At 71.3% G+C, this 25,131-nt stretch carries 27 protein-coding genes, 1 tRNA gene and 2 pseudogenes; 15 read left to right on the top strand and 15 right to left on the bottom strand.

Annotated features, from left to right (window positions below; translation table 11 throughout):
• Positions 1-8 precede the first annotated feature (8 nt).
• The 7 genes from ABZ904_RS01690 to ABZ904_RS01660 all read right to left on the bottom strand — a co-directional run bounded on the left by ABZ904_RS01690 (position 9) and on the right by ABZ904_RS01660 (position 5,194).
• Positions 9-1,223: an acyl-CoA dehydrogenase family protein gene (locus tag ABZ904_RS01690; protein ID WP_359391730.1), complete on the bottom strand. Its 1,215-nt coding sequence runs from the start codon at positions 1,221-1,223 to the stop codon at positions 9-11.
• Between the two features lie 7 nt (positions 1,224-1,230).
• On the bottom strand, positions 1,231-2,253 hold the full coding sequence (locus ABZ904_RS01685) for a phosphotransferase family protein (protein ID WP_359391731.1): 1,023 nt from the start codon (positions 2,251-2,253) through the stop codon (positions 1,231-1,233).
• A gap of 269 nt (positions 2,254-2,522) precedes the next feature.
• A complete protein-coding gene (locus ABZ904_RS01680; RefSeq protein ID WP_359391732.1) occupies positions 2,523-2,822 on the bottom strand; it encodes a hypothetical protein in 300 nt (99 codons plus the stop codon).
• Positions 2,823-2,928: 106 nt separating this feature from the next.
• The gene (locus ABZ904_RS01675; protein ID WP_359391733.1) at positions 2,929-3,252 is read right to left on the bottom strand and encodes a DUF202 domain-containing protein; all 324 of its coding nucleotides are present in this window, start codon (positions 3,250-3,252) and stop codon (positions 2,929-2,931) included.
• A complete protein-coding gene (locus ABZ904_RS01670; protein ID WP_359391734.1) occupies positions 3,249-3,641 on the bottom strand; it encodes a DUF202 domain-containing protein in 393 nt (130 codons plus the stop codon). Before ABZ904_RS01670 ends, ABZ904_RS01675 begins: the two co-directional genes overlap by 4 nt.
• Positions 3,642-3,709: 68 nt before the next feature.
• Positions 3,710-4,228: an NUDIX domain-containing protein gene (locus tag ABZ904_RS01665; RefSeq protein ID WP_360994327.1), complete on the bottom strand. Its 519-nt coding sequence runs from the start codon at positions 4,226-4,228 to the stop codon at positions 3,710-3,712.
• A 72-nt stretch (positions 4,229-4,300) separates the two neighbouring features.
• Positions 4,301-5,194, bottom strand: a complete 894-nt coding sequence (locus tag ABZ904_RS01660) for a DMT family transporter (RefSeq protein WP_361820506.1) — start codon at positions 5,192-5,194, stop codon at positions 4,301-4,303.
• 241 nt (positions 5,195-5,435) lie between these two features.
• On the opposite strand from ABZ904_RS01660, the gene ABZ904_RS01655 reads away from it, so the two are divergent.
• The 7 genes and pseudogenes from ABZ904_RS01655 (at position 5,436) to ABZ904_RS01625 (ending at position 11,957) form a co-directional block, all read left to right on the top strand.
• Positions 5,436-7,091, top strand: coding sequence for an FAD-binding dehydrogenase (locus tag ABZ904_RS01655; RefSeq protein WP_361820503.1), 1,656 nt, complete (start codon positions 5,436-5,438; stop codon positions 7,089-7,091).
• Between the two features lie 17 nt (positions 7,092-7,108).
• Positions 7,109-7,291: pseudogene (locus ABZ904_RS01650) on the top strand (FAD-binding protein); the annotation flags it as partial.
• A 252-nt stretch (positions 7,292-7,543) separates the two neighbouring features.
• Positions 7,544-8,503, top strand: coding sequence for a hypothetical protein (locus ABZ904_RS01645; RefSeq protein ID WP_360994333.1), 960 nt, complete (start codon positions 7,544-7,546; stop codon positions 8,501-8,503).
• A gap of 103 nt (positions 8,504-8,606) precedes the next feature.
• Entirely contained in the window at positions 8,607-10,154 is a 1,548-nt protein-coding gene (locus ABZ904_RS01640; RefSeq protein ID WP_361820500.1) for an APC family permease, read from the top strand.
• A gap of 105 nt (positions 10,155-10,259) precedes the next feature.
• A complete protein-coding gene (locus tag ABZ904_RS01635; RefSeq protein WP_359391740.1) occupies positions 10,260-11,027 on the top strand; it encodes a molybdopterin-dependent oxidoreductase in 768 nt (255 codons plus the stop codon).
• Positions 11,011-11,634, top strand: a complete 624-nt coding sequence (locus ABZ904_RS01630; RefSeq protein WP_359391741.1) for a cytochrome b/b6 domain-containing protein — start codon at positions 11,011-11,013, stop codon at positions 11,632-11,634. Before ABZ904_RS01635 ends, ABZ904_RS01630 begins: the two co-directional genes overlap by 17 nt.
• Positions 11,635-11,777: 143 nt before the next feature.
• Entirely contained in the window at positions 11,778-11,957 is a 180-nt protein-coding gene (locus tag ABZ904_RS01625) for a hypothetical protein (RefSeq protein ID WP_359391742.1), read from the top strand.
• A gap of 56 nt (positions 11,958-12,013) precedes the next feature.
• On the opposite strand, the pseudogene ABZ904_RS01620 reads toward ABZ904_RS01625, so the two are convergent.
• The 3 genes and pseudogenes from ABZ904_RS01620 to ABZ904_RS01610 form a co-directional block, all read right to left on the bottom strand.
• Positions 12,014-12,244 (bottom strand): annotated as a pseudogene (locus tag ABZ904_RS01620) (SDR family NAD(P)-dependent oxidoreductase); the annotation flags it as partial.
• Between the two features lie 34 nt (positions 12,245-12,278).
• On the bottom strand, positions 12,279-13,676 hold the full coding sequence (locus ABZ904_RS01615) for a gluconate:H+ symporter (protein ID WP_359391743.1): 1,398 nt from the start codon (positions 13,674-13,676) through the stop codon (positions 12,279-12,281).
• A gap of 117 nt (positions 13,677-13,793) precedes the next feature.
• Complete coding sequence (locus ABZ904_RS01610; protein WP_359391744.1) at positions 13,794-14,318, bottom strand: gluconokinase; 525 nt, start codon at positions 14,316-14,318, stop codon at positions 13,794-13,796.
• Between the two features lie 127 nt (positions 14,319-14,445).
• Between ABZ904_RS01610 and ABZ904_RS01605 the strand changes: the two genes are divergently transcribed.
• Complete coding sequence (locus tag ABZ904_RS01605) at positions 14,446-15,147, top strand: FadR/GntR family transcriptional regulator (RefSeq protein ID WP_359391745.1); 702 nt, start codon at positions 14,446-14,448, stop codon at positions 15,145-15,147.
• Positions 15,148-15,166: 19 nt separating this feature from the next.
• Here ABZ904_RS01605 and ABZ904_RS01600 read toward each other — a convergent pair whose 3' ends face one another.
• Positions 15,167-15,538 carry a YchJ family metal-binding protein gene (locus ABZ904_RS01600; RefSeq protein ID WP_359391746.1) on the bottom strand — a complete coding sequence of 124 codons (372 nt, stop codon included), beginning with the start codon at positions 15,536-15,538 and terminating at the stop codon, positions 15,167-15,169.
• Between the two features lie 135 nt (positions 15,539-15,673).
• On the opposite strand from ABZ904_RS01600, the gene ABZ904_RS01595 reads away from it, so the two are divergent.
• From ABZ904_RS01595 to ABZ904_RS01585, 3 genes are all read left to right on the top strand, one after another.
• A complete protein-coding gene (locus ABZ904_RS01595) occupies positions 15,674-15,985 on the top strand; it encodes a dsRBD fold-containing protein (RefSeq protein ID WP_360994343.1) in 312 nt (103 codons plus the stop codon).
• A gap of 12 nt (positions 15,986-15,997) precedes the next feature.
• The gene (locus ABZ904_RS01590; RefSeq protein ID WP_359391748.1) at positions 15,998-17,299 is read left to right on the top strand and encodes a phosphoribosyltransferase family protein; all 1,302 of its coding nucleotides are present in this window, start codon (positions 15,998-16,000) and stop codon (positions 17,297-17,299) included.
• A 139-nt stretch (positions 17,300-17,438) separates the two neighbouring features.
• Positions 17,439-18,569 (top strand): CapA family protein, encoded by a 1,131-nt coding sequence (locus ABZ904_RS01585; RefSeq protein WP_361820492.1) that lies wholly within the window; start codon positions 17,439-17,441, stop codon positions 18,567-18,569.
• 13 nt (positions 18,570-18,582) lie between these two features.
• On the opposite strand, the gene ABZ904_RS01580 is transcribed toward ABZ904_RS01585, so the two are convergent.
• From ABZ904_RS01580 to ABZ904_RS01570, 3 genes are all read right to left on the bottom strand, one after another.
• A complete protein-coding gene (locus ABZ904_RS01580; RefSeq protein ID WP_360994349.1) occupies positions 18,583-19,053 on the bottom strand; it encodes a DUF5709 domain-containing protein in 471 nt (156 codons plus the stop codon).
• A 138-nt stretch (positions 19,054-19,191) separates the two neighbouring features.
• Positions 19,192-20,919 carry a DNA polymerase/3'-5' exonuclease PolX gene (polX, locus tag ABZ904_RS01575; RefSeq protein ID WP_361820488.1) on the bottom strand — a complete coding sequence of 576 codons (1,728 nt, stop codon included), beginning with the start codon at positions 20,917-20,919 and terminating at the stop codon, positions 19,192-19,194.
• A gap of 83 nt (positions 20,920-21,002) precedes the next feature.
• Positions 21,003-21,087 (bottom strand) — tRNA-Leu (locus tag ABZ904_RS01570).
• Positions 21,088-21,275: 188 nt separating this feature from the next.
• On the opposite strand from ABZ904_RS01570, the gene ABZ904_RS01565 reads away from it, so the two are divergent.
• The 3 genes from ABZ904_RS01565 to ABZ904_RS01555 all read left to right on the top strand — a co-directional run bounded on the left by ABZ904_RS01565 (position 21,276) and on the right by ABZ904_RS01555 (position 23,934).
• Positions 21,276-22,601, top strand: a complete 1,326-nt coding sequence (locus tag ABZ904_RS01565) for a M20/M25/M40 family metallo-hydrolase (protein WP_361820485.1) — start codon at positions 21,276-21,278, stop codon at positions 22,599-22,601.
• Positions 22,602-22,791: 190 nt separating this feature from the next.
• Positions 22,792-23,025: a chaplin ChpH gene (gene chpH / locus ABZ904_RS01560; protein ID WP_359391753.1), complete on the top strand. Its 234-nt coding sequence runs from the start codon at positions 22,792-22,794 to the stop codon at positions 23,023-23,025.
• Positions 23,026-23,196: 171 nt separating this feature from the next.
• On the top strand, positions 23,197-23,934 hold the full coding sequence (locus ABZ904_RS01555) for a chaplin (protein ID WP_359391754.1): 738 nt from the start codon (positions 23,197-23,199) through the stop codon (positions 23,932-23,934).
• A gap of 219 nt (positions 23,935-24,153) precedes the next feature.
• Here the strand turns inward: ABZ904_RS01555 and ABZ904_RS01550 are convergent, their stop codons facing one another.
• Positions 24,154-24,342: a DUF5703 family protein gene (locus ABZ904_RS01550; RefSeq protein WP_250077660.1), complete on the bottom strand. Its 189-nt coding sequence runs from the start codon at positions 24,340-24,342 to the stop codon at positions 24,154-24,156.
• A 47-nt stretch (positions 24,343-24,389) separates the two neighbouring features.
• Between ABZ904_RS01550 and ABZ904_RS01545 the strand changes: the two genes are divergently transcribed.
• On the top strand, positions 24,390-25,079 hold the full coding sequence (locus ABZ904_RS01545; RefSeq protein ID WP_359389564.1) for a hypothetical protein: 690 nt from the start codon (positions 24,390-24,392) through the stop codon (positions 25,077-25,079).
• The last annotated feature ends 52 nt before the right edge of the window (positions 25,080-25,131 follow it).

Below are 25,131 nucleotides of genomic sequence, written 5' to 3'. Positions count from 1 at the left end.
CCCCTGTGTCACACGTACTTCTTCAGCTCGCGTCGTGCCAGCGACCGCTGGTGCACCTCGTCCGGGCCGTCCGCGAGCCGCAGGGTCCGCGCGGCCGCCCACAGCTCGGCCAGCGGGAAGTCCTGGCTCACGCCGCCCGCGCCGTGCAGCTGGACCGCCTTGTCGATGATGTCGACGACCGTGCGCGGGGTGGCGATCTTGATCGCCTGGATCTCGGTGTGGGCGCCCTTGTTGCCGACCGTGTCCATCATCCACGCGGTCTTCAGGACCAGCAGCCGCAGCTGTTCGACCGCCACGCGCGCATCGGCGATCCAGTTGTGCACGACGCCCTGCTGGGCCAGCGCCTTGCCGAACGCCGTCCGTTCCACAGCCCGCCTGCACATCAGCTCGATCGCCCGCTCCGCCATGCCGATCAGCCGCATGCAGTGGTGGATACGGCCGGGACCGAGCCGGGCCTGGGCGATGGCGAAGCCGCCGCCCTCCTCACCGATCAGGTTCGCCACTGGTACGCGCGCGTGGTCGAAGACCACCTCGGCGTGGCCGCCGTGGTAGTGGTCCTCGTAGCCGTAGACCTGCATGGCGCGCTTGACGTGGACGCCGGGCGTGTCACGCGGGACCAGCACCATGGACTGCTGACGGCGGATGTCGGACCCGTCCGGATCCGTCTTGCCCATCACGATGAAGATCTTGCAGTCCGGGTTCATCGCCCCGGAGATGTACCACTTGCGGCCCGTGATGACGTAGTCACCGCCGTCGCGCTCGATGCGCGTGGTGATGTTCGTCGCGTCCGAGGAGGCCACCTCGGGCTCGGTCATCGCGAACGCCGAGCGGATCTCCCCGGCGAGCAGCGGCTCCAGCCACTGCTTCTTCTGCTGGTCGTCACCGAACTGCGCCAGCACCTCCATGTTGCCCGTGTCCGGTGCCGCGCAGTTCAGCGCGGTGGGCGCCAGCTGCGGGGAGCGGCCGGTGATCTCGGCGAGCGGCGCGTACTGCAGGTTGGTGAGCCCGGCGCCGTACTCGGAGTCCGGCAGGAAGAGGTTCCACAGGCCCTGCCTGCGGGCCTCGGCCTTCAGCTCCTCGACGATCGCGGGGGTGTCCCAGGGCGAGGCGAGCCGCTCGCGCTGCTCGTCCGCGACGGCTTCCGCCGGGTAGACGTACTCGTCCATGAAGGCGAGCAGCTTGGCGCGCAGCTCTTCGGTGCGCGCGTCGAATGCGAAGTCCATTGGCGGATCAGCCCTCCTGAAGAGTGGTCAGGCCGTGCTCGATGAAGACGGGCACCAGCCCGCCGATGCGGTCGAAGCCCGGTCCGACCGTCTGGCCGAGCGTGTAGCGGTAGTGGATGCCCTCGAGGATCACCGCGAGCTTGAACCAGGCGAACGCCGTGTACCAGGAGACGGCGGTGAGGTCACGGCCCGAGCGGGCGGCGTACCGCTCGATCAGCTCCGCCGGATCCGGGTGTCCGGGTGCCTGGGCGGTGGTGGAGACGGGGGAGTCGGGCGTGCCGAGGGGCACGCTGTACATCACCAGCAGGCCCACGTCGGTGAGCGGGTCGCCGAGGGTGGACATCTCCCAGTCGAGGACGGCGGTTATGCGGTCGTCGTCGCCCAGCAGCACGTTGTCCAGGCGGTAGTCGCCGTGGATCACGGTCGGAGCGGGCGAGACGGGCAGTGCCCGGCCCAGTGCGGCGTGCAGCTCGTCTATGCCGGGCAGGTCGCGGTTGCGGGAGGCGTCCAGTTGCTTGCCCCAGCGGCGCAGCTGGCGGTCCAGGAATCCCTCGGGGCGGCCGAAGTCGTCGAGGCCCACCGCGGCCGGGTCCACCGCGTGCAGCTCGACCAGGGTGTCCACCAGGCCGAGGACCGCGTCCCGCGTACGCTGCGGGCCGAGCGGGGCCAGCTGTTCGGCGGTGCGGTACGGCGTGCCCTGGACGAAGTCCATCACGTAGAAGGGCGCCCCGAGGACGGAGTCGTCCTCGCACAGCAGTACCGGGCGCGGGACCGGGACGGATGTCGGATGCAGCGCGCTGATCACCCGGTGCTCGCGCTTCATGTCATGTGCGGTGGCGAGCACATGCCCGAGCGGGGGGCGCCGTACGACCCAGTCGGATGCCCCGTCCGAGACCGCGTAGGTGAGGTTCGACCGCCCGCCCTCGATCAGCCGTCCGGTCAGGGGTCCGGTGACCAGGCCGGGCCGCTCGGTGTCGAGCAGGCCGCGCAGCCGGTCGAGATCGAGACCTGGCGGGTGGTCTGGGCTCATCGTTGCTCCTCCAGCGCGGTGACAGGACCTGCATCATGATGCCGACCGGTCGGTATGTAGTCCAGAGCGCGGAGCGAACGTGATCGGCGCCACGGTGTCATGGTGGCGCCGATGGCCGGGGCTGTCACGGCGGCATGGCACCGCCGTGCGCTCGTACGGGGCCGGCTGTCGCGCGCGGTGCGCGTCCGGCGTCAGGAGTTTCGGGTGTGGTCGGCGCCGCGTCCGTCAGCGGTCGTCGCCCGGCCCGTCCGCGGCCGATGCCGCGTGCGTCAGTGGTCGTCCCAGTGGTCTTCGTGCGCGGCGTGGCGATGGCCGTCGTGCAGATAGTCGATATGGTCGCCGTGCTGGACCTGGCGGTGGCCGCAGCCCTCGCCGTGCCGGTGCTCGTGGCCTCCCTCATGGCTGACATGGCCGCCGGCCTCGCACTCGTCCCAGTGGTCTTCGTGCTCGCGGTGCAGATGACCGTCGTGCGCGTAGTCGACGTGGTCCCCGTGGGGTACCGCGTCGTGGCCGCAGGCCGGGCCGTGGCTGTGGTCGTGCGCGGTGTGTTCCCGGTGGACGGTGCTCATGGCGCTCACCTTCGAAGGCGCGTGCAGTGACGGTTCAGGCTAACGAGATAAAACGCCTCTTTCGCCGTCATCCGGGATGCGCGCCGTCCGGATGCCCCGACCGTGTTCAGAACACCAGCGCCACGGCGCACACGGCAAGGGCGATCGTGCACAGGGCCGCGGCGGCGGCGTAGCGGGGGGTGAGGCGAGGCGGCCGGCCGGGTTCCGCCATGGCGAGGGCCCGGATACGCCCATGGGCGAGGGCCAGGAAGGCGAGCCAGAGCAGGCAGCACACGGAGGCGATACCCAAGCCGGCCGCCGTGCCGCTGTGCAGCGCCGACTTCGCGGCGAGCACCGCGGCGACGGTGCCGGACAAAGTCGTACGCCGCCAGGCGAGCCGGGTGCGCTCCGGCTGGAGCCCCGGGTCGCGCCCGGAGGCCGGGGCGCTCATCCTTCCCAGCCGGTGATCACGACCACGACCATGGCGATCGCCACCACGGCGACGACGATGCTCAGCAGGGCCGGGAACCGGGAAGCGGGCAGGTCGTCGCCCCGCCGCATCGCCCGTTCGCAGCGCACCCAGTGGTTGATGGCGCGCAGCGAGCACAGGACCCCGGCGGCGAGCAGCCCGAGGGCGAGCCCGACGCGCCAGGCCCAGCGCAGGTCCGGCAGGAACTGGTCCACGGCGAAGCCGCCGCCGATCAGCGCCAGCGCGGTACGCAGCCAGGCCAGAAAGGTCCGCTCGTTGGCCAGCGAGAAGCGATAGTCGGGCGTACGGCCTTCCTCCCGGATGTCCTGGGGCGCGAACCACAGCCGGACGTTCCGTACGAATTCGATCACGTGCAGGACCCTACCGGCCCCGGGGCAGAGACCGGGGCCGGGCTCCTGGAGAGGGTGGAGACAGGCGGTCAGCCGGTGGAGCGGAGGTGGGCCTCGAGCCGTTCGTAGGCGGCGAGGCCGTCCGGGACCCAGGCCCAGTCGGACAGCCGGCGTTCCACCTCCTCCTCCGGCAGGAAGTCGTGCCAGGCGACCTCCTCGGCCTGGGGGCTGACGGGCAGGTCGCAGCGGACCCGGTAGACGGACGACCACCAGCTCTGCCCGGCGCCGTCGTCGTACAGGAACTTGAACAGCGGCTCGGGCCGGGGCAGCCCGCTGACACCGAGTTCCTCCTCGGCCTCGCGCAGGGCGGCGTCGTCGTACGTCTCGCCCGCACCGACCACGCCGCCGACGAACATGTCGTACAGGGAGGGGAAGACCAGCTTGGTGGGGGTGCGGCGGTGGACGAAGACCCGGCCCTCGGCGTCCCGCGCCTGGATGAAGACGCACCGGTGGCGCAGCCCCCGCGCGTACGCCTCACCGCGAGGCGACTGCCCGATGACCCTGTCGTTCTCGTCCACGATGTCGAGGAGTTCGTCAGCGGCACTCATGGAACCATCCAAGCAGTGCGGGCCCCTTGGGCCATCGGTGGCCCCGGAGGCGCGGCAGCGTCCCGCGGTCCGTCACCGCGGCTGCAGATCCCTCTCCCGCTCCGGCTCGCCCAGCCCCCGTGGCATGGCCGGGTGCAGCCCGAGGAGCACGATGCCGAAGACGATCGCCGCCAGCCCGGCGGCCTGCCAGGCCAGCGCGCCGGTGTCGGTGCGCAGCTGGTCGCCGAGGAATCCGACCCCGCAGAGGATCCCGGCCAGCGGCTGGGCCGCGGTCAGCGCGGGCAGGGACATCCGCAGCGGTGCCGTCTCGAAGGCGCTCTGCACCAGGATCAGCCCCGTCACCCCGAGGACCAGCACGCCGTACGGCTGCCAGCCCGTGACGAACTCCGTCCAGCCGCCCGCCGTCAGCCGCTGCCCGCTGACCCGGGTGAGTGCGTCCTGCACCCCGTACAGCAGCCCCGCGGCGAGCCCCAGCAGTACCGGGCCGATGATCAGCCGGGACTTCTTGGCATACGTCGTCAGCAGCAGCGCGAGGCCGACCACCACGCCGATGATCAGCCAGTGCCGTACGGGATCGGTGACCGCGTTGCCCCCTTTGGGCTGACCCGCCACGATGAACGCGCTGACGCCTCCGGCGAGCAGGAGGAGGCCGCCCCACCCCTGACGGCCCAGGGGCTGTTTGGTCTGCCGGCGGGACTCGGCCAGCGCGAACAGCAGGTTCGTGGCGACCAGCGGCTCGACCAGGGAGATCTCCCCGTGGGCCAGCGCGATGGCACTGAGGATCATGCCGGCGACCATCAGGCCGAGGCCGCCGAGCCAGCGCGGCATCTTGACCAGGTCCAGCAGCAGCCGCGGGGAGAGGAAGTCGCTCAGCGGCGCCTGCTGGGCGGCGTTCTGCTGCAGCACGAACCCGGTGCCCAGGCAGAAGGCCGCGCTCACGGCGAGAGCCAGAACCAGTACTGACACGCTGTACCTCGATGATTCAGCGGAGTCACGGGATGCGTATCACGCCGACTGTAGTGCCAGCCGCTGTGGCCCGCCCGCCCTTGAGCGCTTCCCGGCAGGGCCTCGCCCCGCCGAACGGAAGTCTCCCGGCGGTATCGGGTACCCGCTGACAGGCGGTTGACTCGGTCACTCTTCTGCCCAAGGATCTGACCGGTCGGTAACAAGGCGGGCCGACCCGTAGTCACCGTGAGAGGACGGGCGCATGGCCTACGACGCTGATGTCATCGTGATCGGGGCAGGCCTCGCCGGGCTCACGGCGACCGCGGAACTGGTCGACGCCGGCCGGAAGGTGATCCTCCTCGACCAGGAGCCGGAGCAGTCGATGGGCGGCCAGGCGTTCTGGTCCTTCGGCGGTCTCTTCTTCGTCGACTCTCCGGAGCAGCGCCGGCTGCGGATCAAGGACAGCCATGGCCTCGCCCTCCAGGACTGGATGGGTACGGCGGCCTTCGACCGCCCCGAGGACCACTGGCCGCGCCAGTGGGCCGAGGCCTACGTCGACTTCGCGGCCGGTGAGAAGCGTGCCTGGCTGCACGGGCAGGGCATGCGCTTCTTCCCGGTCGTCGGCTGGGCCGAGCGCGGCGGCTACGACGCCACCGGGCACGGAAACTCCGTGCCCCGCTTCCACATCACCTGGGGCACCGGCCCGGGAGTGATCGCCCCGTTCGTGCGGCGGGTGCAGGCCGGGGTGGCGGGTGGTCTCGTCCAACTGAAGTTCCGTCATCGCGTCACGGGTCTCTCGCGCAGCGCGGGCGACGTCGACACCGTCACCGGTGAGGTCCTGGAGCCGTCGGACGTACAGCGGGGCAAGGCCAGCAGCCGTGTGGTCGCCGGCGCCTTCGAGTTCAGGGCGCAGACGGTGATCGTCACCAGCGGCGGTATCGGCGGCAACCACGAACTGGTGCGGGCCAACTGGCCGGAACGCCTCGGCACCCCGCCCGAGCGGATGGTCTCCGGTGTGCCGGCGCACGTCGACGGCAGGATGCTGGGCATCGCCGAGGGCGCGGGCGCCCGGCTGATCAACGGCGACCGCATGTGGCACTACACCGAGGGCCTGCACAACTGGGACCCCATCTGGGACAACCACGGCATCCGCATCCTGCCGGGCCCCTCCTCCCTGTGGCTGGACGCCCGTGGCCGGCGGCTGCCCGTGCCGCTCTTCCCCGGCTTCGACACCCTCGGCACGCTCGAGCACATCATGAGGACCGGGTACGACTACACGTGGTTCGTGCTCGACCAGAGGATCATCGGCAAGGAGTTCGCGCTCTCCGGCTCCGAGCAGAACCCGGACCTCACCGGCAAGTCGGTCAAGGACGTGATCGGGCGGGCCCGCGCGGACGTGCCGGGACCGGTCAAGGCGTTCATGGACCACGGCGTCGACTTCGTCGTCGAGAAGGACCTGGGCGCGCTGGTGCGCGGCATGAACGCGCTCACCGAGGAGCCGCTGATCGACGAGGCCGACCTGCGCCGCGAGATCGTCGCACGCGACCGGGAGATCCCGAACCCCTTCACCAAGGACCTCCAGGTGACGGCGATACGGGGTGCCCGTCGCTACCTCGGGGACCGGCTGATCCGGACCGCCGCCCCGCACCGCATCCTCGACCCCAAGGCGGGCCCGCTGATCGCGGTGCGCCTGAACATCCTGACCCGCAAGTCGCTCGGCGGTCTGGAGACCGACCTGTCCTCGCGGGTGCTGACCGAGGGCGGCGACCCGCTCGCGGGGGTGTACGCGGCCGGGGAGGCGGCGGGCTTCGGCGGCGGCGGTGTGCACGGCTACCGCTCGCTGGAGGGCACCTTCCTCGGCGGCTGCCTGTTCTCGGGCCGTGCCGCGGGGCGGGCGGCGGCGAAGGCGGTCGGATAGCCGGCCGCGCGGGCAGGTCCGCCCGGGTGCTGACCGAGGGCGGCGACCCGCTCGCGGGGGTGTACGCGGCCGGGGAGGCGGCGGGCTTCGGCGGCGGCGGCGGTGTGCACGGCTACCGCTCGCTGGAGGGCACCTTCCTCGGCGGCTGCCTGTTCTCGGGCCGCGCCGCGGGACGGGCGGCGGCGAACGCGGTCGGATAGCCGGCCGCGCGGGCAGGTCCGGTCCGGCGAGCTCCGAAGGGCGGCGGCACGCGCGGCGCCGCCTGCCGGCCGGTTCGGCGGGCGACCGAGGAGGGCCGGCCGTGCAAGACTGTCCCAGGCCCAACCAGCATGGAGCCAAAGGCAGTTGACACGTGTCGTGGTGCTCGTCCGCTCTTGACTCGAACCGTTGGTGCGGGGTTTGCTGTGCGTGACCAAAACTTGACGAGCCGCGTTCTGTAAGGAAGCCCCGCGGTGCCACCCCCACCCCCACCCCCGCCGTCCTTCGGCCGCGGCCGCAAACGTGCTGCCCAGGGATTCGACGCCGCGCTGGACGACGCCGAACTCGTCGCCGCACGGGCCTCACTCTCCCGGGGGCGATGGACCGCCGTCCGGTCCCTGCTCGCGTCCGACGCCGACGACTGGGACCGCCGAGGGCACCGGGTCACCGTTCTCGCGCAGGAGACCGCCGCCCTCGTCTGGGCGCAGGACTGGCTGCTCGCCGAACCGGACTCCCCCTGCGCCTCCGTCCTCGTCGCCCATGCCATCGTCCACCGCGCTCTGCAGGGCAAGGAGCGCCCGGAGGCGGCCCGCGAGGCCTGCCGGGCGGCGGCCGCGCAGGCCCCCGAGGACCCGACGCCCTGGCTCGGCCTGCTGATCCTGGAGCGTTCGCTCGGCACCGAGGAGGACGTGGTCCGGCTGTTCGACGAGGTCCGCGCCCGCTACCCGGACCATCACCATGCGCACCACCTGGTGATCGCCAGGCTCGCCGAGCGCCGCGCCGACGCCGGCCAGGACCCGCTGCACGAGGTCTACGACTTCGCCAACTGGGCCGCCGAGCAGGCGCCCGCCGACTCACCGCTCGCCATCCTCCCCGTCGTCGCGCACGCCGAGCGCTACCGCGTGCTGGCCACCGCCGGAACCGAGTCCCCTGACCCCGTCGCCTCCGGGCACTGGGTCGGCCGACGGGCCCGCCAGGTGATGAAGGCCGCGTTCGACTGGTGGCTGGAATGGGAGCGCGACGATCATCCGCGCCGTCATGTCGACCTCAACTTCCTGGCCCACGCCAAGCACTGCGAGGGCCGGGACGCCGAGGCCGCCGCCCTGTTCCTGCGCATCGGACCGCATGTGACCCCGGCGCCGTGGTCGTACCCGGACCGCGACCCGTACGAGGCCTTCCACGCCGCGCGCGAAAGGGCCCTAGGTACGACGTGACGGCTCGCCGCAAAGATCCGGAGGACCTCGTCCAGAAAGTCCTCGTCCAGAAAGCCCCGTCCGCACAGTCCCCGTTCACCCGTCCCGAAAGGACAACCGCGCGATGACGACCGGCAGTTCGAGCACGAGCAGACCCGCCGCCGACGGCGGCGCCATCAGCACCTTCAAAGGACAGGAGCGCGCGCTCCGCGCCAACCGCCTGGGCACGGCCGGACTGCTGCTGTCCGTGCTCGCCGCGACCGCCCCGCTCATGGTGGTCGCGGGTGTCATGCCCACTGCATTCGCGGTGATGGGCATCGTCGGCCAGCCGCTGCTCTTCGTCATCCTCGGGTGCGTACTGGCCCTGTTCTCCGTCGGGTACGCGGAGATGAGCCGTCACGTCCACAACGCGGGCGCGTTCTACGCCTACATCTCCCGCGGCCTCGGCGGAACGGCGGGAGCGGGCGCGGCCGTGGTCGCCCTCGTCGCGTACAGCGCGCTGCAGTTCGGGATCTACGGCATCTTCGGCTTCGAGGTCTCCAGCCTGTGCGCCACCCACCTGGACCTCCAGGTCGCCTGGTGGATACCGGCGCTGGTGGCCGTGGCCGTCGTCGGGGCGCTCGGCTGGCTGAAGATCGACGTCAACGCGCGCGTGCTCGGCGTGCTGCTGCTGATCGAGGTCGCGCTCGTCGTCATCTTCGATGTCGCGGCGGTGGGCAACCCCGCCAAGGAAGGCCTGTCGCTGCACGCCTTCAACCCGGACACGCTCACCGGGGCGGGCGTCGGCACCGCGCTGTGCTTCTGCATCGCCGCCTTCACCGGCTTCGAACAGGCGCCCGTCTACGCCGAGGAGACCAGCCGCCCGCACGTCCTGGTGCCGCGCGTGATGTTCCTGGCGATCGGTTTCGTCTCCGTCTTCTTCGCCATCAGCTCCTGGACGCTGACGATCGCCGCGGGGCCCTCCGCCATCGTCCCGGCCGCGCAGAAGCAGAGCGCGGGTCTGCTGTTCTGGCTGACCGAGTCCATCCTCGGCCACGCCTTCAGTAACGTGATGCAGGTGCTGTTCGTGACCGGCATGTTCGCCGCGCTGCTGAGCTTCCACAACGTCGTCGCCCGTTACGCCTTCGCCATGGGCCGCGAGGGACTGCTGCCCGCCGCCTTCGGCCGTACGACGGGTACCAACGGCGCCCCCGGCACGGGCTCGCTGCTGCAGAGCGCGGTGTCCGCGGTGATCGTGATCGTCTTCGCCGTGGCCGACGACAAGCCGACCGGCGACCCGGCCGCGCCCGTACTGCACCTGTTCACCTGGTTCGGCAGCGTCGGCGCGCTCGGTGTCACCCTGCTGATGGTGGGAGCCTCCGCCTCGGTGATCGTCTTCTTCGCCCGCCGTGGCTCCGCCCGTGCGCAGGCCTGGCGGCTCGTCACCTCCGCGGTGGCCGGTCTCGCGCTGCTGGTGATCGTCGGCTACACGGTCAAGGACTTCGACGTCCTCGTCGGCACCGGCCCGGACTCCGCGCTCGCCTGGCTGCTTCCGGCGATCATCGGTGTGGCCCTGCTGCTCGGCCTGGTCCAGGGGCTGCTGATGCGCTCCCGCAATCCCCAGGCGCATGCCCGCATCGGCCTCGGCAACGAGGCGTTCCAACTGGAGAAGGTGGCCGAATCGGCGTCGTGACCCCGTGATCCACTTCCTGAGAACCCGGTGAGAAGTGGTTACGGAATTCTGACGAGCATCCGGCACCCCTGGCCTCGAAGGGGTGTCGGGTGCTCGAATCGTGGTGTGAACCCTGAACGACGCGAGGAGCGGGACGCACCGCAGCCCGCCGACCGCGAGACGCCGGAGGCCACCGGCACCCCGATCGGCCGCCGGGTCCTGCTGGGCACCCTCGGACTCGGCGCTCTCGGCGTCGTCGCCGCGCCCACGCTCCAGCGCGGCCTGGAGGGCTTCCTGGGCAGTGTCTCCGGCAAGGACCCGACGGGCCTGACCGGTCTGCTGCCCAACGGCGGCGGCTTCCGCTACTACTCGGTGACGGCGTCCGTTCCGCACCTGGGCGAGAAGGACTACCGCCTCACCGTGAACGGCCTGGTGGACCACCCGAAGTCGTACTCGCTGGCCGACCTGCGCGCGCTGCCGCAGACCCGGCTCGTGCACGACGTCCAGTGCGTCACCGGATGGCGGGTGCCGAAGACGCCGTTCGAGGGGGTACGGCTCGCCACGCTGCTGGACGCCGCGGGTGTGCGCTCCTCGGCCGGCGCGGTCCGCTTCACCTGTTTCGACGGGGCCTACACCGAGAGCCTCACCCTCGACCAGGCGCGCCGCAGCGACGTGCTCGTCGCCCTGAAGATGCAGGACAAACCGGTGAGCTACGACCACGGCGGCCCGGTCCGCCTCTATGTCGCGCCCATGTACTTCTACAAGTCGGCGAAGTGGCTCTCCGGCATCACCGTCACCCAAGGCGTACGCCCCGGGTACTGGGAGGAGCGTGGGTACGACGTGGACGCATGGGTCGGCAAGTCGAACGGGCGGGACGATGCACCCACCAATTGAGGCCCCGACCCGGTCCACGCACGTGCGTCGCTTCAGCCGGGGCGAGAAGTGGGTGCACCGCGGCACGGCCGTGCTGATGGGCCTGTGCGTGGCGACGGCCGCCTGCCTGTACATCCCGACGTTCGCGGAGCTGGTGGGCCGCCGTGAACTCGTGGTGAGGATCCACGAGTGGGCGGGACTTCTGCTCCCGGTCCCGGTGCTGGCGGGCCTCGCCTCCCGGGCCTTCCGCGCGGACCTCGGCCACCTCAACCGCTGGGGGCCGCACGACCGGGTCTGGCTGCGCGCGGCCCTGCGCCGTGACCACCGCCGAGCCTTCCGGCCCGCGGGCAAGTTCAACGCCGGGCAGAAGACGTACGCCGCCTGGATCGCGGGCGCCACTTTGGTGATGCTCGGCACGGGACTGCTGATGTGGTTCACCCACCTCGCCCCGCTGGTGTGGCGCACCTCGGCGACCTTCGTCCACGACTGGCTCGCGCTGACCATCGGCGTGGTCCTGGCCGGCCACATCGGGATGGCCCTCGGCGACTCGGAGGCACGCCGGGGCCTGCGGACGGGACGGGTCAGCCGGCGGTGGGCGGAAGAGGAACATCCGCTGTGGCGGCCATAGCCGCCACGAGACGGGCGGCCGTCCGTCCTGACCGTGCCCGCCGACCGGGCCTCGACGTCGGGCCGTGCGCCGTCCGCGTCACGGGTATGGACCCGCCGACCTGGCTCTTGGTCGGCACGTCTGCGTGTTCATCGAGCTCACCAGTGTCTGAGTGGAAGACGCCCAGGCAGACTTGCGTCCGGATCTGGGACAACCGAGGACGTCGATGGTGGGGGGATCTCTACGAGTTGTGCCCTGACGGTCTGGTGGCCGAGCTGAACGGTCAGGCGGACCACGTACGGATCACTGCATTGATGAAGCGCTACAGGGCGCAGAAGCGGTAGGTGCCGCCAGAGCGGGGATGACGAGGGTGCGCACCACTGCCGCACCAGGCGGCCGGCGGGCCCACCCGCTCCTCGACGTCCGCGACCCCGGCGGCGACCGAGGGGCAGTCGGTCACATCGAACGCGGCGGTGTGCACGTCCCCGGAGAGCTCCGCCGCCACCGATCTGAGGCGGTCGGCGTCGCGTCCGTTGAGGACCACCGTGCAGCCGGCCTCCGGCAGACCGCGGGCGAGTGCCGGTCCGATGCCCCGGCCGGAGCCGGTGACCAGGGCCGTGCGGCCGCTGATGTCGAAGAGGGGGTGAGCCGTCGTCGCCGTACTCCTAGATCACCAGGGACAACAGCAGGACCAGGGCGCCCGCGACCACCGAGATGATCGTCTCCATGACGGACCAGGTCTTGATGGTCTGTCCGACGCTCAGTCCGAAGTACTCCTTCACCAGCCAGAAACCGGCGTCGTTGACATGGCTGAAGAAGAGGGAGCCGGCGCCGATCGCCAGTACCAGCAGGGCGGCGTGGGTGGTCGACATATCGGCCGCGAGCGGCGCGACCAGACCGGCGGCGGACACGGTCGCCACCGTCGCCGAACCCGTCGCCAGACGGATCGCCACCGCGATCAGCCAGGCCAGCAGCAGCGCGGGGATCGACCAGTCCTTCGATATGTCCAGGATCATCTGGCCCACGCCGCAGTCGATCAGCGTCTGCTTGAAGCCGCCGCCGGCACCGACGATGAGCAGGATGCCCGCGATGGGCATGAGCCCCTTCTCGACGGTGTGCGAGATCCGCTCCTTGCTGAACCCGGCCGGGCGGCCCAGCGTGAAGATGCCCACGACGACCGCCGCGAGCAGGGCGATCAGCGGAGAGCCGATCACGTCGAAGACACGCTGGACCATCTTCGCCGGGTCGTCGACGACGATGTCGACCAGTGCCTTGGACAGCATCAGGACGACCGGCAGCAGCACCGTGGCCAGCGTGGCGCCGAAGCCGGGGCGCGTCTCCAGTTCCTCGGAGGGCCGCGGCTGGATCATGCGCTCCGGGACCGGGACGTCCACCCAGCGGGCGGCGACCTTCGAGAACAGCGGGCCCGCGATGATCACCGTGGGGATGGCCACCAGCACACCGAGCGCCAGCGTCACGCCGAGGTTGGCCTTGACGGCGTCGATGGCGACCAGCGGGCCGGGGTGCGGCGGGATCAGGCCGTGCATCACGGACAGACCGGCGAGCGCCGGGATACCGATGCGCATCAGTGAGTAGTTGCCGCGCTTGGCGACCATCAGCACGACCGGGATCAGCAGCACGATGCCGACCTCGAAGAACAGCGGCAGACCGATCACCGAGGCGATCAGCACCATCGCCCACGGCATGGCACGCCCCTTCGCCTTGGCGAGGATCGTGTCGACGATCTGGTCCGCGCCGCCCGAGTCGGCGAGCAGCTTGCCGAGGATCGCGCCCAGGGCGATGAGGACGCCCACGCCTGCGACGGTGGAGCCGAGGCCGGTGGTGAAGCTGGTGATCGCCTTGTCGAGCGGCGCCCCGGCGAACGCGCCGAGCGCGAGCGAGCCGATGGTCAGGGCGAGGAAGGCGTGGAGTTTGAACTGGGTGATGAGCAGGACGATGACGGCGATGCCCGCCGCCGCCGCGATGCCCAGTTGAGCGTGGCCCGCCGACGTGATCGGCTCGACGGTGTCCGCTGCCAGCATCTCGACGCTGAGTCTGGTCACGGGTGTCCCTTGGGTAAGGAGAGGAACTCTCGGTTTCGGGTGAGGGGGGCCTCGGCACCGCGGGCCGTCCTGGGAGGGCCGGCCGGCTGCGGGGCCGGGGGTACTGCGGGGGCGGAACTATTGAGCGGTGGAGGACCGCTCGAGTTCCTGCAGGGCGTTCACGGCGCGGTCGGTGATCTCCTCGGGGCTTCCCGAGACGCTCACCGCGACCCCTGCCTCGTCCGGCTCCAACGGCTGGAGCGTGGCGAACTGGGAGTCCAGCAGTGCGGTGGGCATGAAGTGCCCCTGCCGGTGCGCCATCCGGTCCTCGATGAGCGAGCGGTCGCCCGTGAGGTGCACGAAGACGACGCCGGGAGCCGCGGCCCGCAGCCGGTCGCGGTACGCCCGCTTCAGCGCCGAGCTGCTGACCACCCCGCCGAACCCCGCCCGCTCGTGCGCCCAGGCACCGATGGCGTCCAGCCAGGGCCAGCGGTCGGCGTCATCGAGCGGGATTCCGGCCGACATCTTGGCGATGTTGGCCGGGGGGTGGAAGTCGTCGCCCTCGGCGTACGGAACGCCGAGCCGGGCCGCGAGCAGGGGGCCGATCGTGGTCTTGCCCGTGCCCGCGACGCCCATGATCACGACGACGTGGGGGGTACTCATCGCTTCCTCGCTGTCTTCGTCGACTGGTGTCGACGCCACTGAAACCGATTAGGTACGACGAATTCAAGAGTCTGTGACATATAAGTCTGACTTTTTCTTCATCGAGCCCGCCTCGTACTCTGACTTCATGACCACACCGGGCCGGGGGCTCCACGGCCGCGTACTCGACACCCTCGGCCCCGCGATCACCGCGGGTGAGTACCCTGCGGGCAGTGTCCTGCGCACCGACGAACTCGCCCAGCATTTCGAGGTGTCACGCTCGGTGATGCGCGAAGCGGTGCGCGTCCTGGAGTCGATGCACCTGGTGGAGTCCCGCCGCCGGGTGGGCGTCACGGTCCGTCCCGAGTCCGAGTGGAACGTCTACGATCCCCAGGTCATCCGGTGGCGGCTGGCCGGCGCCGACCGTCCGCGGCAGCTGCGCTCACTGACCGTGCTGCGTTCGGCGATCGAGCCGGTCGCCGCGGGTCTTGCCGCGCGCAACGCCACCGCCGAGCAGTGCGCCGAACTCACCGAGTGCGCCCTGGGCATGGTCGCCAACTCACGCGGCCACCGGCTGAAGGCCTACCTGTTCCACGACGTGGCCTTCCACCGCGTGATCCTGCGCGCGTCGGGCAACGAGATGTTCGCCCGCCTCGGCGATGTCGTCGCCGAGGTCCTGTCCGGGCGCACCCACCACGACGTCATGTTCGAAGACCCGGACCCGGCCGCGGTCACCCTGCACGTCCAGCTCGCCGAGGCGGTGCGGGAGGGCGACGCCGACCGCGCGGAGCAGCTGACCCGCGAGATCACGGTCGGCGCCCTGCACGAACTGGACATCCTGGCGCCCTAGCGGCAGGTCCTCGTCCGCGTCAGTCGAGGAAGTCCCCGTCGACGTAGGCCCAGGCGCCGTCGACCCGCTCGAACCTGCTGCGCTCGTGCAGAGTGCCGCCCCGGTAGGAGGCGCGGAAGGTCACGGTCCCCGCGGAGTGGAACGCGGTGCCGTCCGTCGTCTCCAGGACCTCGAGCCCGGTCCAGCGCATCCCGGGATCGAGGTCGAGCCGCGCCGGACGGGTGCGCGGATGCCAGGTCCGCAGCAGATAGCCCGCGTCCCGCTGCACGAAGGCGCTGTACCGCGACCGCATCAGCGCCTCCGCGGTCGGCGCGGCGGCACCCGCGTGGAACCGGCCGCAGCACTTCTCGTACGCCTCGGGCAGCCCGCACGGGCAGGAACGCGTGGTCATGCCCGCCATTGTGCCCGCCGCCGAAAGATGCCCCCGCGGGCACCATGCGGCAGGCGTCCATCGGAGTCACAGTGGAGGGGAAGAGAGCCGCGCACCCCTGCCGCGTCGCCTCGCACCGCGTGAGGAGGACGGAAGATGACACGAGCCGCCGGCATCCGGCCACCGTCCGCCAAGGAGTGGAGGCTGCACCTCTACCTGTCCGAACACGACCCCGCCACCAAGGCCAGGATCGTCCTGGACACCGGTGACAGCGTGCTGGAAAGCCATGCCGAAGCCCACCGGAACCCGTTCGACTCGGCAGTGCCCGAGATCGGCGACGAACTCGCCGCCGGGCGGGCCCTGATCTCGCTGGGCCGGCAACTGCTCCGTGCCGCCGCGGGTGACATCACCGCGGCCGGGGCGCCGGACGAGGCCCCGCCCGCTCCGCTTTGGAGCCCGCGGGAGTGAGGAGGCTGCATCGTGGTCTTCATGGATCGTCTCGAAGCCGGCCGGCGGCTGGGCGAACGCCTACGGCACCTCAGAGGCGAGGACACGGTGGTCCTGGGACTGCCCAGGGGCGGAGTTCCCGTTGCCGCCGTGGTCGCCGAGGCACTGGGCGCACCGCTCGACGTCTGCCTGGTCCGGAAGCTGGGCGTGCCCTTCCAGCCCGAACTGGGGATGGGCGCGATCGGCGAGGACGGAGTGCGGGTGATCAACGACGCGGTGGTACGGGAGGCGCGCGTGACGCGCGCGGAACTGGCGGAGGTCGAGGAGGACGAACGCGAGGTGCTGGAACGGCGGGGGAGCCGCTACCGGGGTGGGCGTGCACCCGTCGGCATCGAGGGCCGGACGGTCGTCGTGATCGACGACGGCGTGGCCACCGGCTCGACCGCGCGGGCCGCCTGCCGGATCGCCCGCGCCCGCGGAGCCGGCCGGATCGTACTGGCGGTGCCCGTCGCGCCGCAGGACTGGATCGAGCGGCTGGGCGGTGAGGCCGACGAACTGGTCGCCCTGGAGACACCACGGGACTTCTTCGCGGTCGGCCAGTTCTACGTCGACTTCGCCCAGGTCGAGGACGAGGAGGTCGCCGCCTGCCTCGAGCGGACGCAGAGCCGGCCCCAGACGCACGGTGCCCGGCCCTTTGACCAGGAGGTCGAGGCCGAGGCCGGAGCCGTCCGGCTGCGGGGCCGGCTGACCGTCCCCGAGGACGCGACCGGAATCGTGGTCTTCGCGCACGGCAGCGGCAGCAGCCGGCACAGCCCCCGCAACCGGTTCGTCGCCGCCGGACTGAACCGGGCCGGGCTCGGCACGCTGCTGTTCGACCTGCTCACCGAGGAGGAGGAGCAGGACCGGGCCAATGTGTTCGACACCGGCCTGCTCGCCGGCCGGCTGGCCGACACCACCACCTGGCTGCGCGGACGGCCCCCGGCCGAGGGGCTCGCCATCGGCTACTTCGGCGCCAGCACCGGTGCGGCCGCCGCGCTGTGGGCCGCCGCCGAGCCCGGTGCGCGCATCGCGGCGGTCGTCTCCCGAGGCGGCCGGCCCGATCTCGCCGGGCCGCGGCTGCCCGAGGTGACGGCCGCCACCCTGCTGGTCGTCGGGGGTGCCGACCCGACGGTGCTGGACCTCAACCGGCAGGCGCAGGCCCGGTTGCACTGCGAGAACCGGCTCGCGGTGGTTCCCGGTGCCACGCACCTGTTCGAGGAGCCCGGCGCGCTGGAGGCGGTGACCGACCTGGCCCGCGACTGGTTCACCGACCACATGGCACCCGCGCACGTGTAGCGGGGAGCGCTGTCTCTCGCACGGCGACCGTGAGCGCCATGGCGGGGAGGCACGTCGGCCTGATCACCCTCACACGTGTACCGGGGACCAGGGAGGCCGGTCCCTCGCACGGTGACCGCGAGCGCCATAGCGTGGGAGCGTGCACGAGGGCCCGGTCACCCTGTTCCTCGCCGGTGACGTGATGCTCGGCCGGGGCGTCGACCAGATCCTCCCGCACCCCGGGGACCCGGCGCTGCGGGAGTCGTACATCCATGACGCCCGGGCCTACGTCGAGCTGGCCGAGGCGGCCAACGGGCCGATCCCGCGGCCGGTCGGGTTCCCCTGGCCCTGGGGCGAGGCGCTGCCGGTCCTGGAGGCCGCCGCGCCCGACGTGCGGGTGCTGAACCTGGAGACCTCGGTGACCCAGGACGGGGAGTTCGCGCCCGGCAAGGGCGTCCACTACCGCATGAACCCGGCCAACCTGCCGTGTCTGGCGGCGGCCCGCCCGGACGTCTGCGTGCTGGCCAACAACCATGTGCTCGACTTCGGCAGGCGCGGCCTGGACGAGACGCTCGACTCCCTGGCGGGGGCGGGCCTGCGCACGGCGGGAGCCGGCCGGGACGCGGCCGCGGCCGGGCGGCCGGCGGTCGTCCCCCTGGGCACCGGCGGGCGCGTGCTCGTGATCTCCCTCGGGATGGCGTCCAGCGGCGTCCCTTACGACTGGGCCGCCACCGGTGACCGGTCCGGTGTGGAGTTCGCCGAGGGCCCCTCTGCCGCGGTCGCCGCCGCGCTCGCCGACCGTCTGCGGCAGCTGAAGCGCCCGGGCGACATCGCGGTCGCCTCCATCCACTGGGGCTCCAACTGGGGATACGGCGTCTCCCGCACCGAGGTGCGCTTCGCCCACACGCTCGTCGACGCGGGCGTGGACATCGTGCACGGGCACTCCTCCCACCATCCGCGGCCGCTCGAGGCGTACCGGGGCCGACTCGTCCTGTACGGCTGCGGCGACCTCGTGGACGACTACGAGGGCATCGGCGGCTACGAGCGGTACCGCGACGACCTCCGGCTGCTGTACCTGGTGTCGGTGGATCCGGACACCGGCCGGCTGGACGGTGTCCGGATGGTGCCGCTCCAGGCCCGCAGAATGCGGCTGGAACACGCCTCGGCCGAGGACACCGAGTGGCTGCGCGCCGTCCTCGACCGGTGCGGCCGGGAGTTCGGCACCCACGTCGACCGTGACCACGACGGCACGCTGACCCTCCGTCTCCCACCCGCGGAGCGGCCCGGGTGACGGTGATCGCCCGTCACAGCTGTGTCGCGTCGCCGCCCGGCACGTCGTCCTCGTCGACGATGTGCACGGCGGCCTCCTCCGCCGTCCGGGCACCGCCGTCGATCCCGGCGTCCTGTCCGACAAGGCCCGCACCGGAACCGGAACGGGCACCCTCGTCCGGCGCGACGAGCCGCCCGGCATCCCGGCCGCCGGCCCCCTCGCCCCACGCTTCCCCCGCACCGTCGGCCATGTCCTCGACCCCGTCGCCCTGTTGGCCCGGCGCATCGGGCACTTCCCGGGCCAGCCGCTCGTCCAGCGTCTCGCTCCGCCGCTGCTCGGCGGCCGTGGTACCCCGCTGGTTCACCGCCAGAGGCTTCTCGGGCGGCGAGAAGCCCTCCTCCATGGGCTCCACACCGCGGTCGTCCAGGGTGTCCGCGGAGTCGAGCAGGCCGCTGTCCGCCACCACGTCCTCGTCGTCCTGCGGCTGGTAGACCTCGTCACCCATGCTGTACTCCGTCACTTCCACACCGCCTCACACATTGCGTCCCACGAGTACCGCGACCCCTGTCGGGTCTCCGGTCTGCCGTACAGCAAACGCGCACCCGCTGCCTCCGGCCTCGGCGGTCGCCGCCCGGTCCCGCCGTCAACTCGCCCTGCCCTTGCGCAGGAACCGGCGAAGGCTGCGCAACGGCCAGGTGTTGATCACATCGTCGGGCGTGAGCCAGCCGCGCTGCGCGGTGCCGACGCCGTAGCGCAGGAGGCCGAGGTGCAGAACGGAGTGGGCGTCGGAGTTCACGGCGAACTTCGCGCCCAGTTCCCGCGCGCGCAGGATGTCCTCGTCGCACAGGTCCAGGCGGTCCGGCTGCGCGTTGATCTCCAGCGCGGTTCCGGTGCGGGCGCAGACGGCGAACACCTCGTCCCAGTCGGCGTCCACCCCGGACCGTTTGCCGATCAGCCGGGTGGTCGGGTGGCCGAGGACGTTGACATACGGGTTCTCGCAGGCTCGTATCAGCCTGCGGGTCATCTCCTTGCGGCCCAGGTCGAAGTGGGAGTGCAGGGAGGCGACGCAGACGTCGAAGCCGGCGAGGAACTCGTCGGGCCAGTCCAGATCTCCCTCGGGGCCGATGTTGAGCTCGGTACCGTGCAGCAGCCGCATCCGGCGGCGGGTGCCGTCCAGTGCCCGCACCTGCTCCCGCTGGGCGAGCATCTTCTCGTCCGTCATCCGCTGCATGTACAGATTGGGCGCGTGGTCGGTGATCGCGTAGTACGCGTAACCGCGTTCGGCGGCGGCCGCCACCATCTCCTCCAGCGGCGCGAGACCGTCGGTGAGATCGGTGTGGGTGTGCAGATCGCCGCGGATGGTCCGCTCGGTCACTAGGTCCGGCAACTCGCCGCGCAGGGCCGCCTCGATCTCACCCCGGTCCTCACGAAGCGTGGGCGGTATCCAGGGCAGGCCCAGCCGGGCGTACACCTCCTCCTCGGAGCGGGAGGCGACCGACCGCCCGCTGTCCACCTCGAACAGGCCGTATTCGGAGAGCTTCAGACCCTGGCGCACGGCGATGGTCCGGGTGCGGATGTTGTGCGCCTTGGACCCGGTGAAGTACTGCTGCCCGGCGCCCCACGAGTCCGGCGGCAGCACCCGCAGGTCCACCTGGACGCCCTTGGTGGTGCGGACCGATGTCTTCTTCGAGCCGTGCGCGATGACCTCGGCGGTGGACGGCAGCCCGGCGAGCGCGTCCATGAACGGCGCGGACCGCCCGGCCGCGACGAGGACGTCGATGTCGCCGATGGTCTCCTTCATACGGCGCAGGGACCCCGCGTACGCGCAGCGCTTGCAGCCGGTCACCGCGGAGAGCTCCGCGACGATCTCCTCGGCCGTCTCCAGGGCCAGATGCAGCGGGATACGGCCGCCCGCCTGCTGCATCAGGGAGATGCCGTGCAGGATGTTCTCCTGCGTCTTCTCGCCGAAGCCCTTGAGGTCGCGCAGTGCGTCCGCGTCGATCGCGGCGGCCAGCTCGTTCACCGAGGAGATGTGCAGGTCCTCGTAGAGTCTCAGCGCCTTCTTCGGGCCCAGCGTGGGGATGGTGATCAGCTCCCGCACCCCGGCGGGGATCCGCGCCCGGCGCTCCTCGACCACCGCCATGGTGCCCGTGCGCAGGTATTCGGCCACCTTCTCGGCGATCGACCGGCCCACGTTCGGAATGTCCCGAAGTGCGTCGGGGTCCAGCCGGGAGATGTCCGCGGGGTGGCCGCCGATCGCCCGCGCGGCCTTCTCGTAGGCGCGCACCTTGAAGGCGTCGCCTCCCGTGATCGAGATGAGGTCCGCGTACTCCTGAAGGAGCGCCTCGACCTCTTCGTTGGGCCGGGCCACACTTCAGAGTCTAGGAACCGGCCGGGCGCCGGCCAAACGCGAAGGGCGTCGACCTGAGACAGGTCGGCGCCCTTCGCCATGTGTGTCCGAGGGGGGACTTGAACCCCCACGCCCGATAAAGGGCACTAGCACCTCAAGCTAGCGCGTCTGCCATTCCGCCACCCGGACAAGGTGTCTGTCGTGCGGGCCCCGCCCGCGGCGACGAAGGAAACATTACCAGGCTTTCGGGGGCGTTCGATCACACCCCGTTCCGTCGTGAACGGGGTGTGACGGACCTCCCGCCGCCTTGGGGTGCGGCGGGGGTCGGAGAGAGGATGTGGGGGACCACCAGCAGCTGTGAAGTGGGAGGAAGCAGCGTGACCGACACGGACACGGCCAGGAGCGTCACAGGCGAGGACGAGGTCGTGGACCTCTGCCGTGAGCTGATCCGGATCGACACCAGCAACTACGGCGACCACGACGGCCCCGGCGAGCGCGGGGCGGCGGAATACGTGGCCGAGAAGCTCGCCGAGGTGGGCCTCGAACCGCAGATCTTCGAGTCACACCCGGGCCGTGCCTCCACGGTGGCCCGCATCGAGGGAGAGGACCGCTCGCGGCCCGCACTGCTGATCCACGGCCACACCGACGTGGTACCGGCCAACGCGGTGGACTGGACGCACGATCCGTTCTCCGGCGAGATCGCCGACGGGTGCGTATGGGGACGCGGCGCGGTCGACATGAAGGACATGGACGCCATGACGCTGGCGGTCGTGCGCGACCGGCTGCGCAGCGGGCGCAAGCCGCCGCGGGACATCGTCCTCGCCTTCCTCGCCGACGAGGAGGCCGGCGGGACCTACGGCGCCCGGTACCTCGTGGACAAGCACCCCGGTCTCTTCGAGGGCGTCACCGAGGCGATCGGCGAGGTCGGCGGGTTCTCCTTCACGGTCAACGAGAAGCTGCGGCTCTACCTCGTGGAGACCGCGCAGAAGGGCATGCACTGGATGAAGCTCACCGTGGACGGCACCGCCGGCCACGGTTCGATGATCCACAAGGACAACGCCATCACGGAGCTGTCCGAGGCCGTCGGGCGCCTCGGCCGCTACTCGTTCCCGGTGCGCGTGACCAAGACGCTGCGGCACTTCCTCGACGAACTCGGCGACGCGCTCGGCACCGAACTCGACCCCGAGAACATGGACGACACGCTCGCCAAGCTCGGTGGGATCGCCAAGCTGATCGGCGCCTCGTTGCAGAACACCGCCAACCCGACCCAGCTGGGCGCCGGCTACAAGGTCAACGTGATCCCGGGCCAGGCCACCGCGCATGTCGACGGGCGTTATCTGCCGGGCTACGAGAGGGAGTTCCTCGCCGACCTCGACCGCATCCTCGGCCCGCGGGTCAGGCGCGAGGACGTGCACACGGACAAGGCCCTGGAGACCACGTTCGACGGCGCGCTGGTCGACGCCATGCAGACCGCGCTGTCGGCCGAGGACCCCATCGCCCGCGCCGTGCCGTACATGCTCTCGGCCGGCACCGACGCCAAGTCCTTCGCCGATCTCGGCATTCGCTGTTTCGGCTTCGCGCCGCTGAAGCTGCCGCCCGAGCTGGACTTCGCGGGCATGTTCCACGGCGTCGACGAGCGCGTCCCGGTGGACGCGCTGAAGTTCGGTGTGCGGGTCCTCGACCGATTCATCGACGCGTCCTGAAGCAGACTGCCCAACTGCCTTGGTTCCGTCCCGGTTTGCGTGCTGAAACGAGACTGCACTATTCGCCCGTGCGTACGGACGCCGACCGGGACGGGTGAATGCGACCATAAGCTCGTAGCTCCATTACTCCCTCCTCGTTACTCGTGGTGTGGTCCGAGGCTTGGATCGCATTTGCCAACAAGGAGGAATAATGATCAAGAAGGTCGTCGCTGCTGCGGCTGCCACCGGTGGTCTGGTTCTCGCGGGTGCGGGTCTGGCCGTCGCCGACTCGGGTGCCCAGGGTGCCGCCGTGCACTCCCCGGGCGTTCTGTCGGGCAATGTCGTCCAGGTCCCGGTGCACGTCCCGGTGAACGTCTGCGGCAACACGATCTCGGTGATCGGGCTGCTGAACTCCGCCTTCGGCAACACCTGCGTCAACAAGTGACGTTGTGCCCCCACCCCATGAGGGGTCTCACCCCGTGAGGGGCTGAGCCCGTCGGCCCCGGAGTGCCTGCCATGCGCTCCGGGGCCGGCCGGTTCCTCCGCGTCCGCGCCCTGCAGCCGCGCGGCCGCGTTCCACAAGGTCCATGACTAGGTCGAAGACAGGGAATCAGCAATGCGACAGGTCACCCGCAAGGGCCTGATGACCGTGGCCGCGGCGACCGGCCTCCTCGCCGTCACCGGCGGTTACGCGCACGCCGACTCGGGAGCGCACGGATCGGCCAGCGACTCGCCCGGCCTGCTGTCGGGCAACACCGTGCAGGCGCCGGTGCACATTCCGGTCAACGTCTGCGGCAACACCGTGAACGTGATCGGGCTCCTCAACCCGGCGGCCGGCAACGCCTGCGCCAACACGGGCGGCAGCGGCCACACCGGTGGCTCCCACGCGAGCGGGCGCACCAGCGGCTCGCCCGGTGTCGGCTCCGGCAACACGGTGCAGGCCCCGGTGGACGTCCCGGTGAACGTCTGCGGCAACACCGTGAACGTGGGCGGGCTCGGCAACCCGGCCGCCGGGAACGGCTGTGCCCACACGGGCGGCGGTCACAGGGCCACCCCGCCCGGCCACAGCACGCTGCCGCCCTGCGGCTGTGAGGGGACGACTCCTCCCGGCGGCGGTACGACGCCTCCGGGCGGCACCACCACCCCTCCCGTCACGCCCACCCAGCCGACCCAGCCCGGCACACCGCAGCAGCCGGGCGGCGGGCATGTCAGCCACCCCGGTACGCAGACCGGCGGTACCGCGCAGCTCGCCCACACCGGTAGCGACCTCCCGCTCGGCGTGCTCGCTCCCCTCGGCGCGGGCGCGCTGCTCGGCGGCGCGCTGCTCTACCGCCGGGCGCGCGCCGGCATGTAAGACCGGCGCCACGTGCATCGCGGGCGTGCCGAGCGTGCTGGGCACGCCCGCGATGCCGTCTCACGGCGCGGTCCGGGTGATCGACACCGGGCGCGCCGCCTGGGCGGGCCACGGCCCGCCGAAGCCGCACACCACGGATCGCACCTATCCTCCCCGGCGGTCCGTGCAACGAAGCGGGCCCTGCATCCGCGGGGCCCGCTGCGTTTCAGCTGCCTCCGCTCACCACGTGGCCCGCGCCTGGCGGATGATCCGCCGACGCAGCCTTACCCTGCGGCTGCCGTCGCGCAGCAGGCTCAGGCGGTCCAATTCCCAGTGCCCGTACTCGGCATGGTCCGTCAGCAGACGCGTGGCATCCTTGCGTGAGACCCCGCGCGGTACGTACACGTCGACAAATTCGTATTCCGGCATCGCATCTATTGTGCGGGCTGGGGCCCGGTACGGATAGCGTCTGCACTATGTCTGATGCTGCGCAGCCCACCGCTGCCGAGGTACGCGCCGCCGCCGAGGCGGTCAAGACCGCGCTCGATCGCCACCTGGCCGCGGTCGAACGCAGGACGGGTGAGGACGACCCGGCCGTCTACGAGGCGTTCAACGAGCTGGCCGCGGCGGCCGAGGAGTACGACGAACTGCTGTATGACCGTTATGACGAGGTCACGCCATTCGAGATCCCCGGTGCGGAGGATGCGCTGCCCCCGTACACGGGCCCCGAGGAGCCGAACGCGCTGAGCGTGCTGATCCGCCGGGACTACTCGGTGGCGGAACCGCAGCGGCTGCTGGCCCAGGCACAGCGCGTGGAGGACGCGGACGCGGCGAGCGGGCTCGAATCCTCCGCCCGCACCGTCCATGGCGCCCTCGGAGTCCTGTTCGGCGAGTACGAACCGGACGAGATCGCCTCACGGCACAAGGAGTTCGGCCTGGAGGAGGGCGACTCCACGCTGTGGGTGCTGGCCGCGGACGATCCCGCGGAGGCGGGGGAGTGGCTGGAGACTCCCTTCGAGCAGGTCGATCCGCAGCGGGTCGTCTGCCGCTTCGACGTCAGCTCGGTCTTCGACGAGGAGTCGGACGACGACCTCGAGGAGGAGCTCGAACTCGACCGCGAGCTGGACGACGACGAGGACCTGGAACCGCTGGACGCGGAGCGCTAGCGCGGACCCGACCGGGCCGCGGGACTTCGCGGCCCGGTGGGGGCGCTTGCGG

It is taken from the genome of Streptomyces sp. NPDC046900, assembly GCF_040644975.1.
Taxonomy (GTDB): domain Bacteria; phylum Actinomycetota; class Actinomycetes; order Streptomycetales; family Streptomycetaceae; genus Streptomyces.
This window is presented reverse-complemented; position numbering and strand designations above follow the sequence as displayed.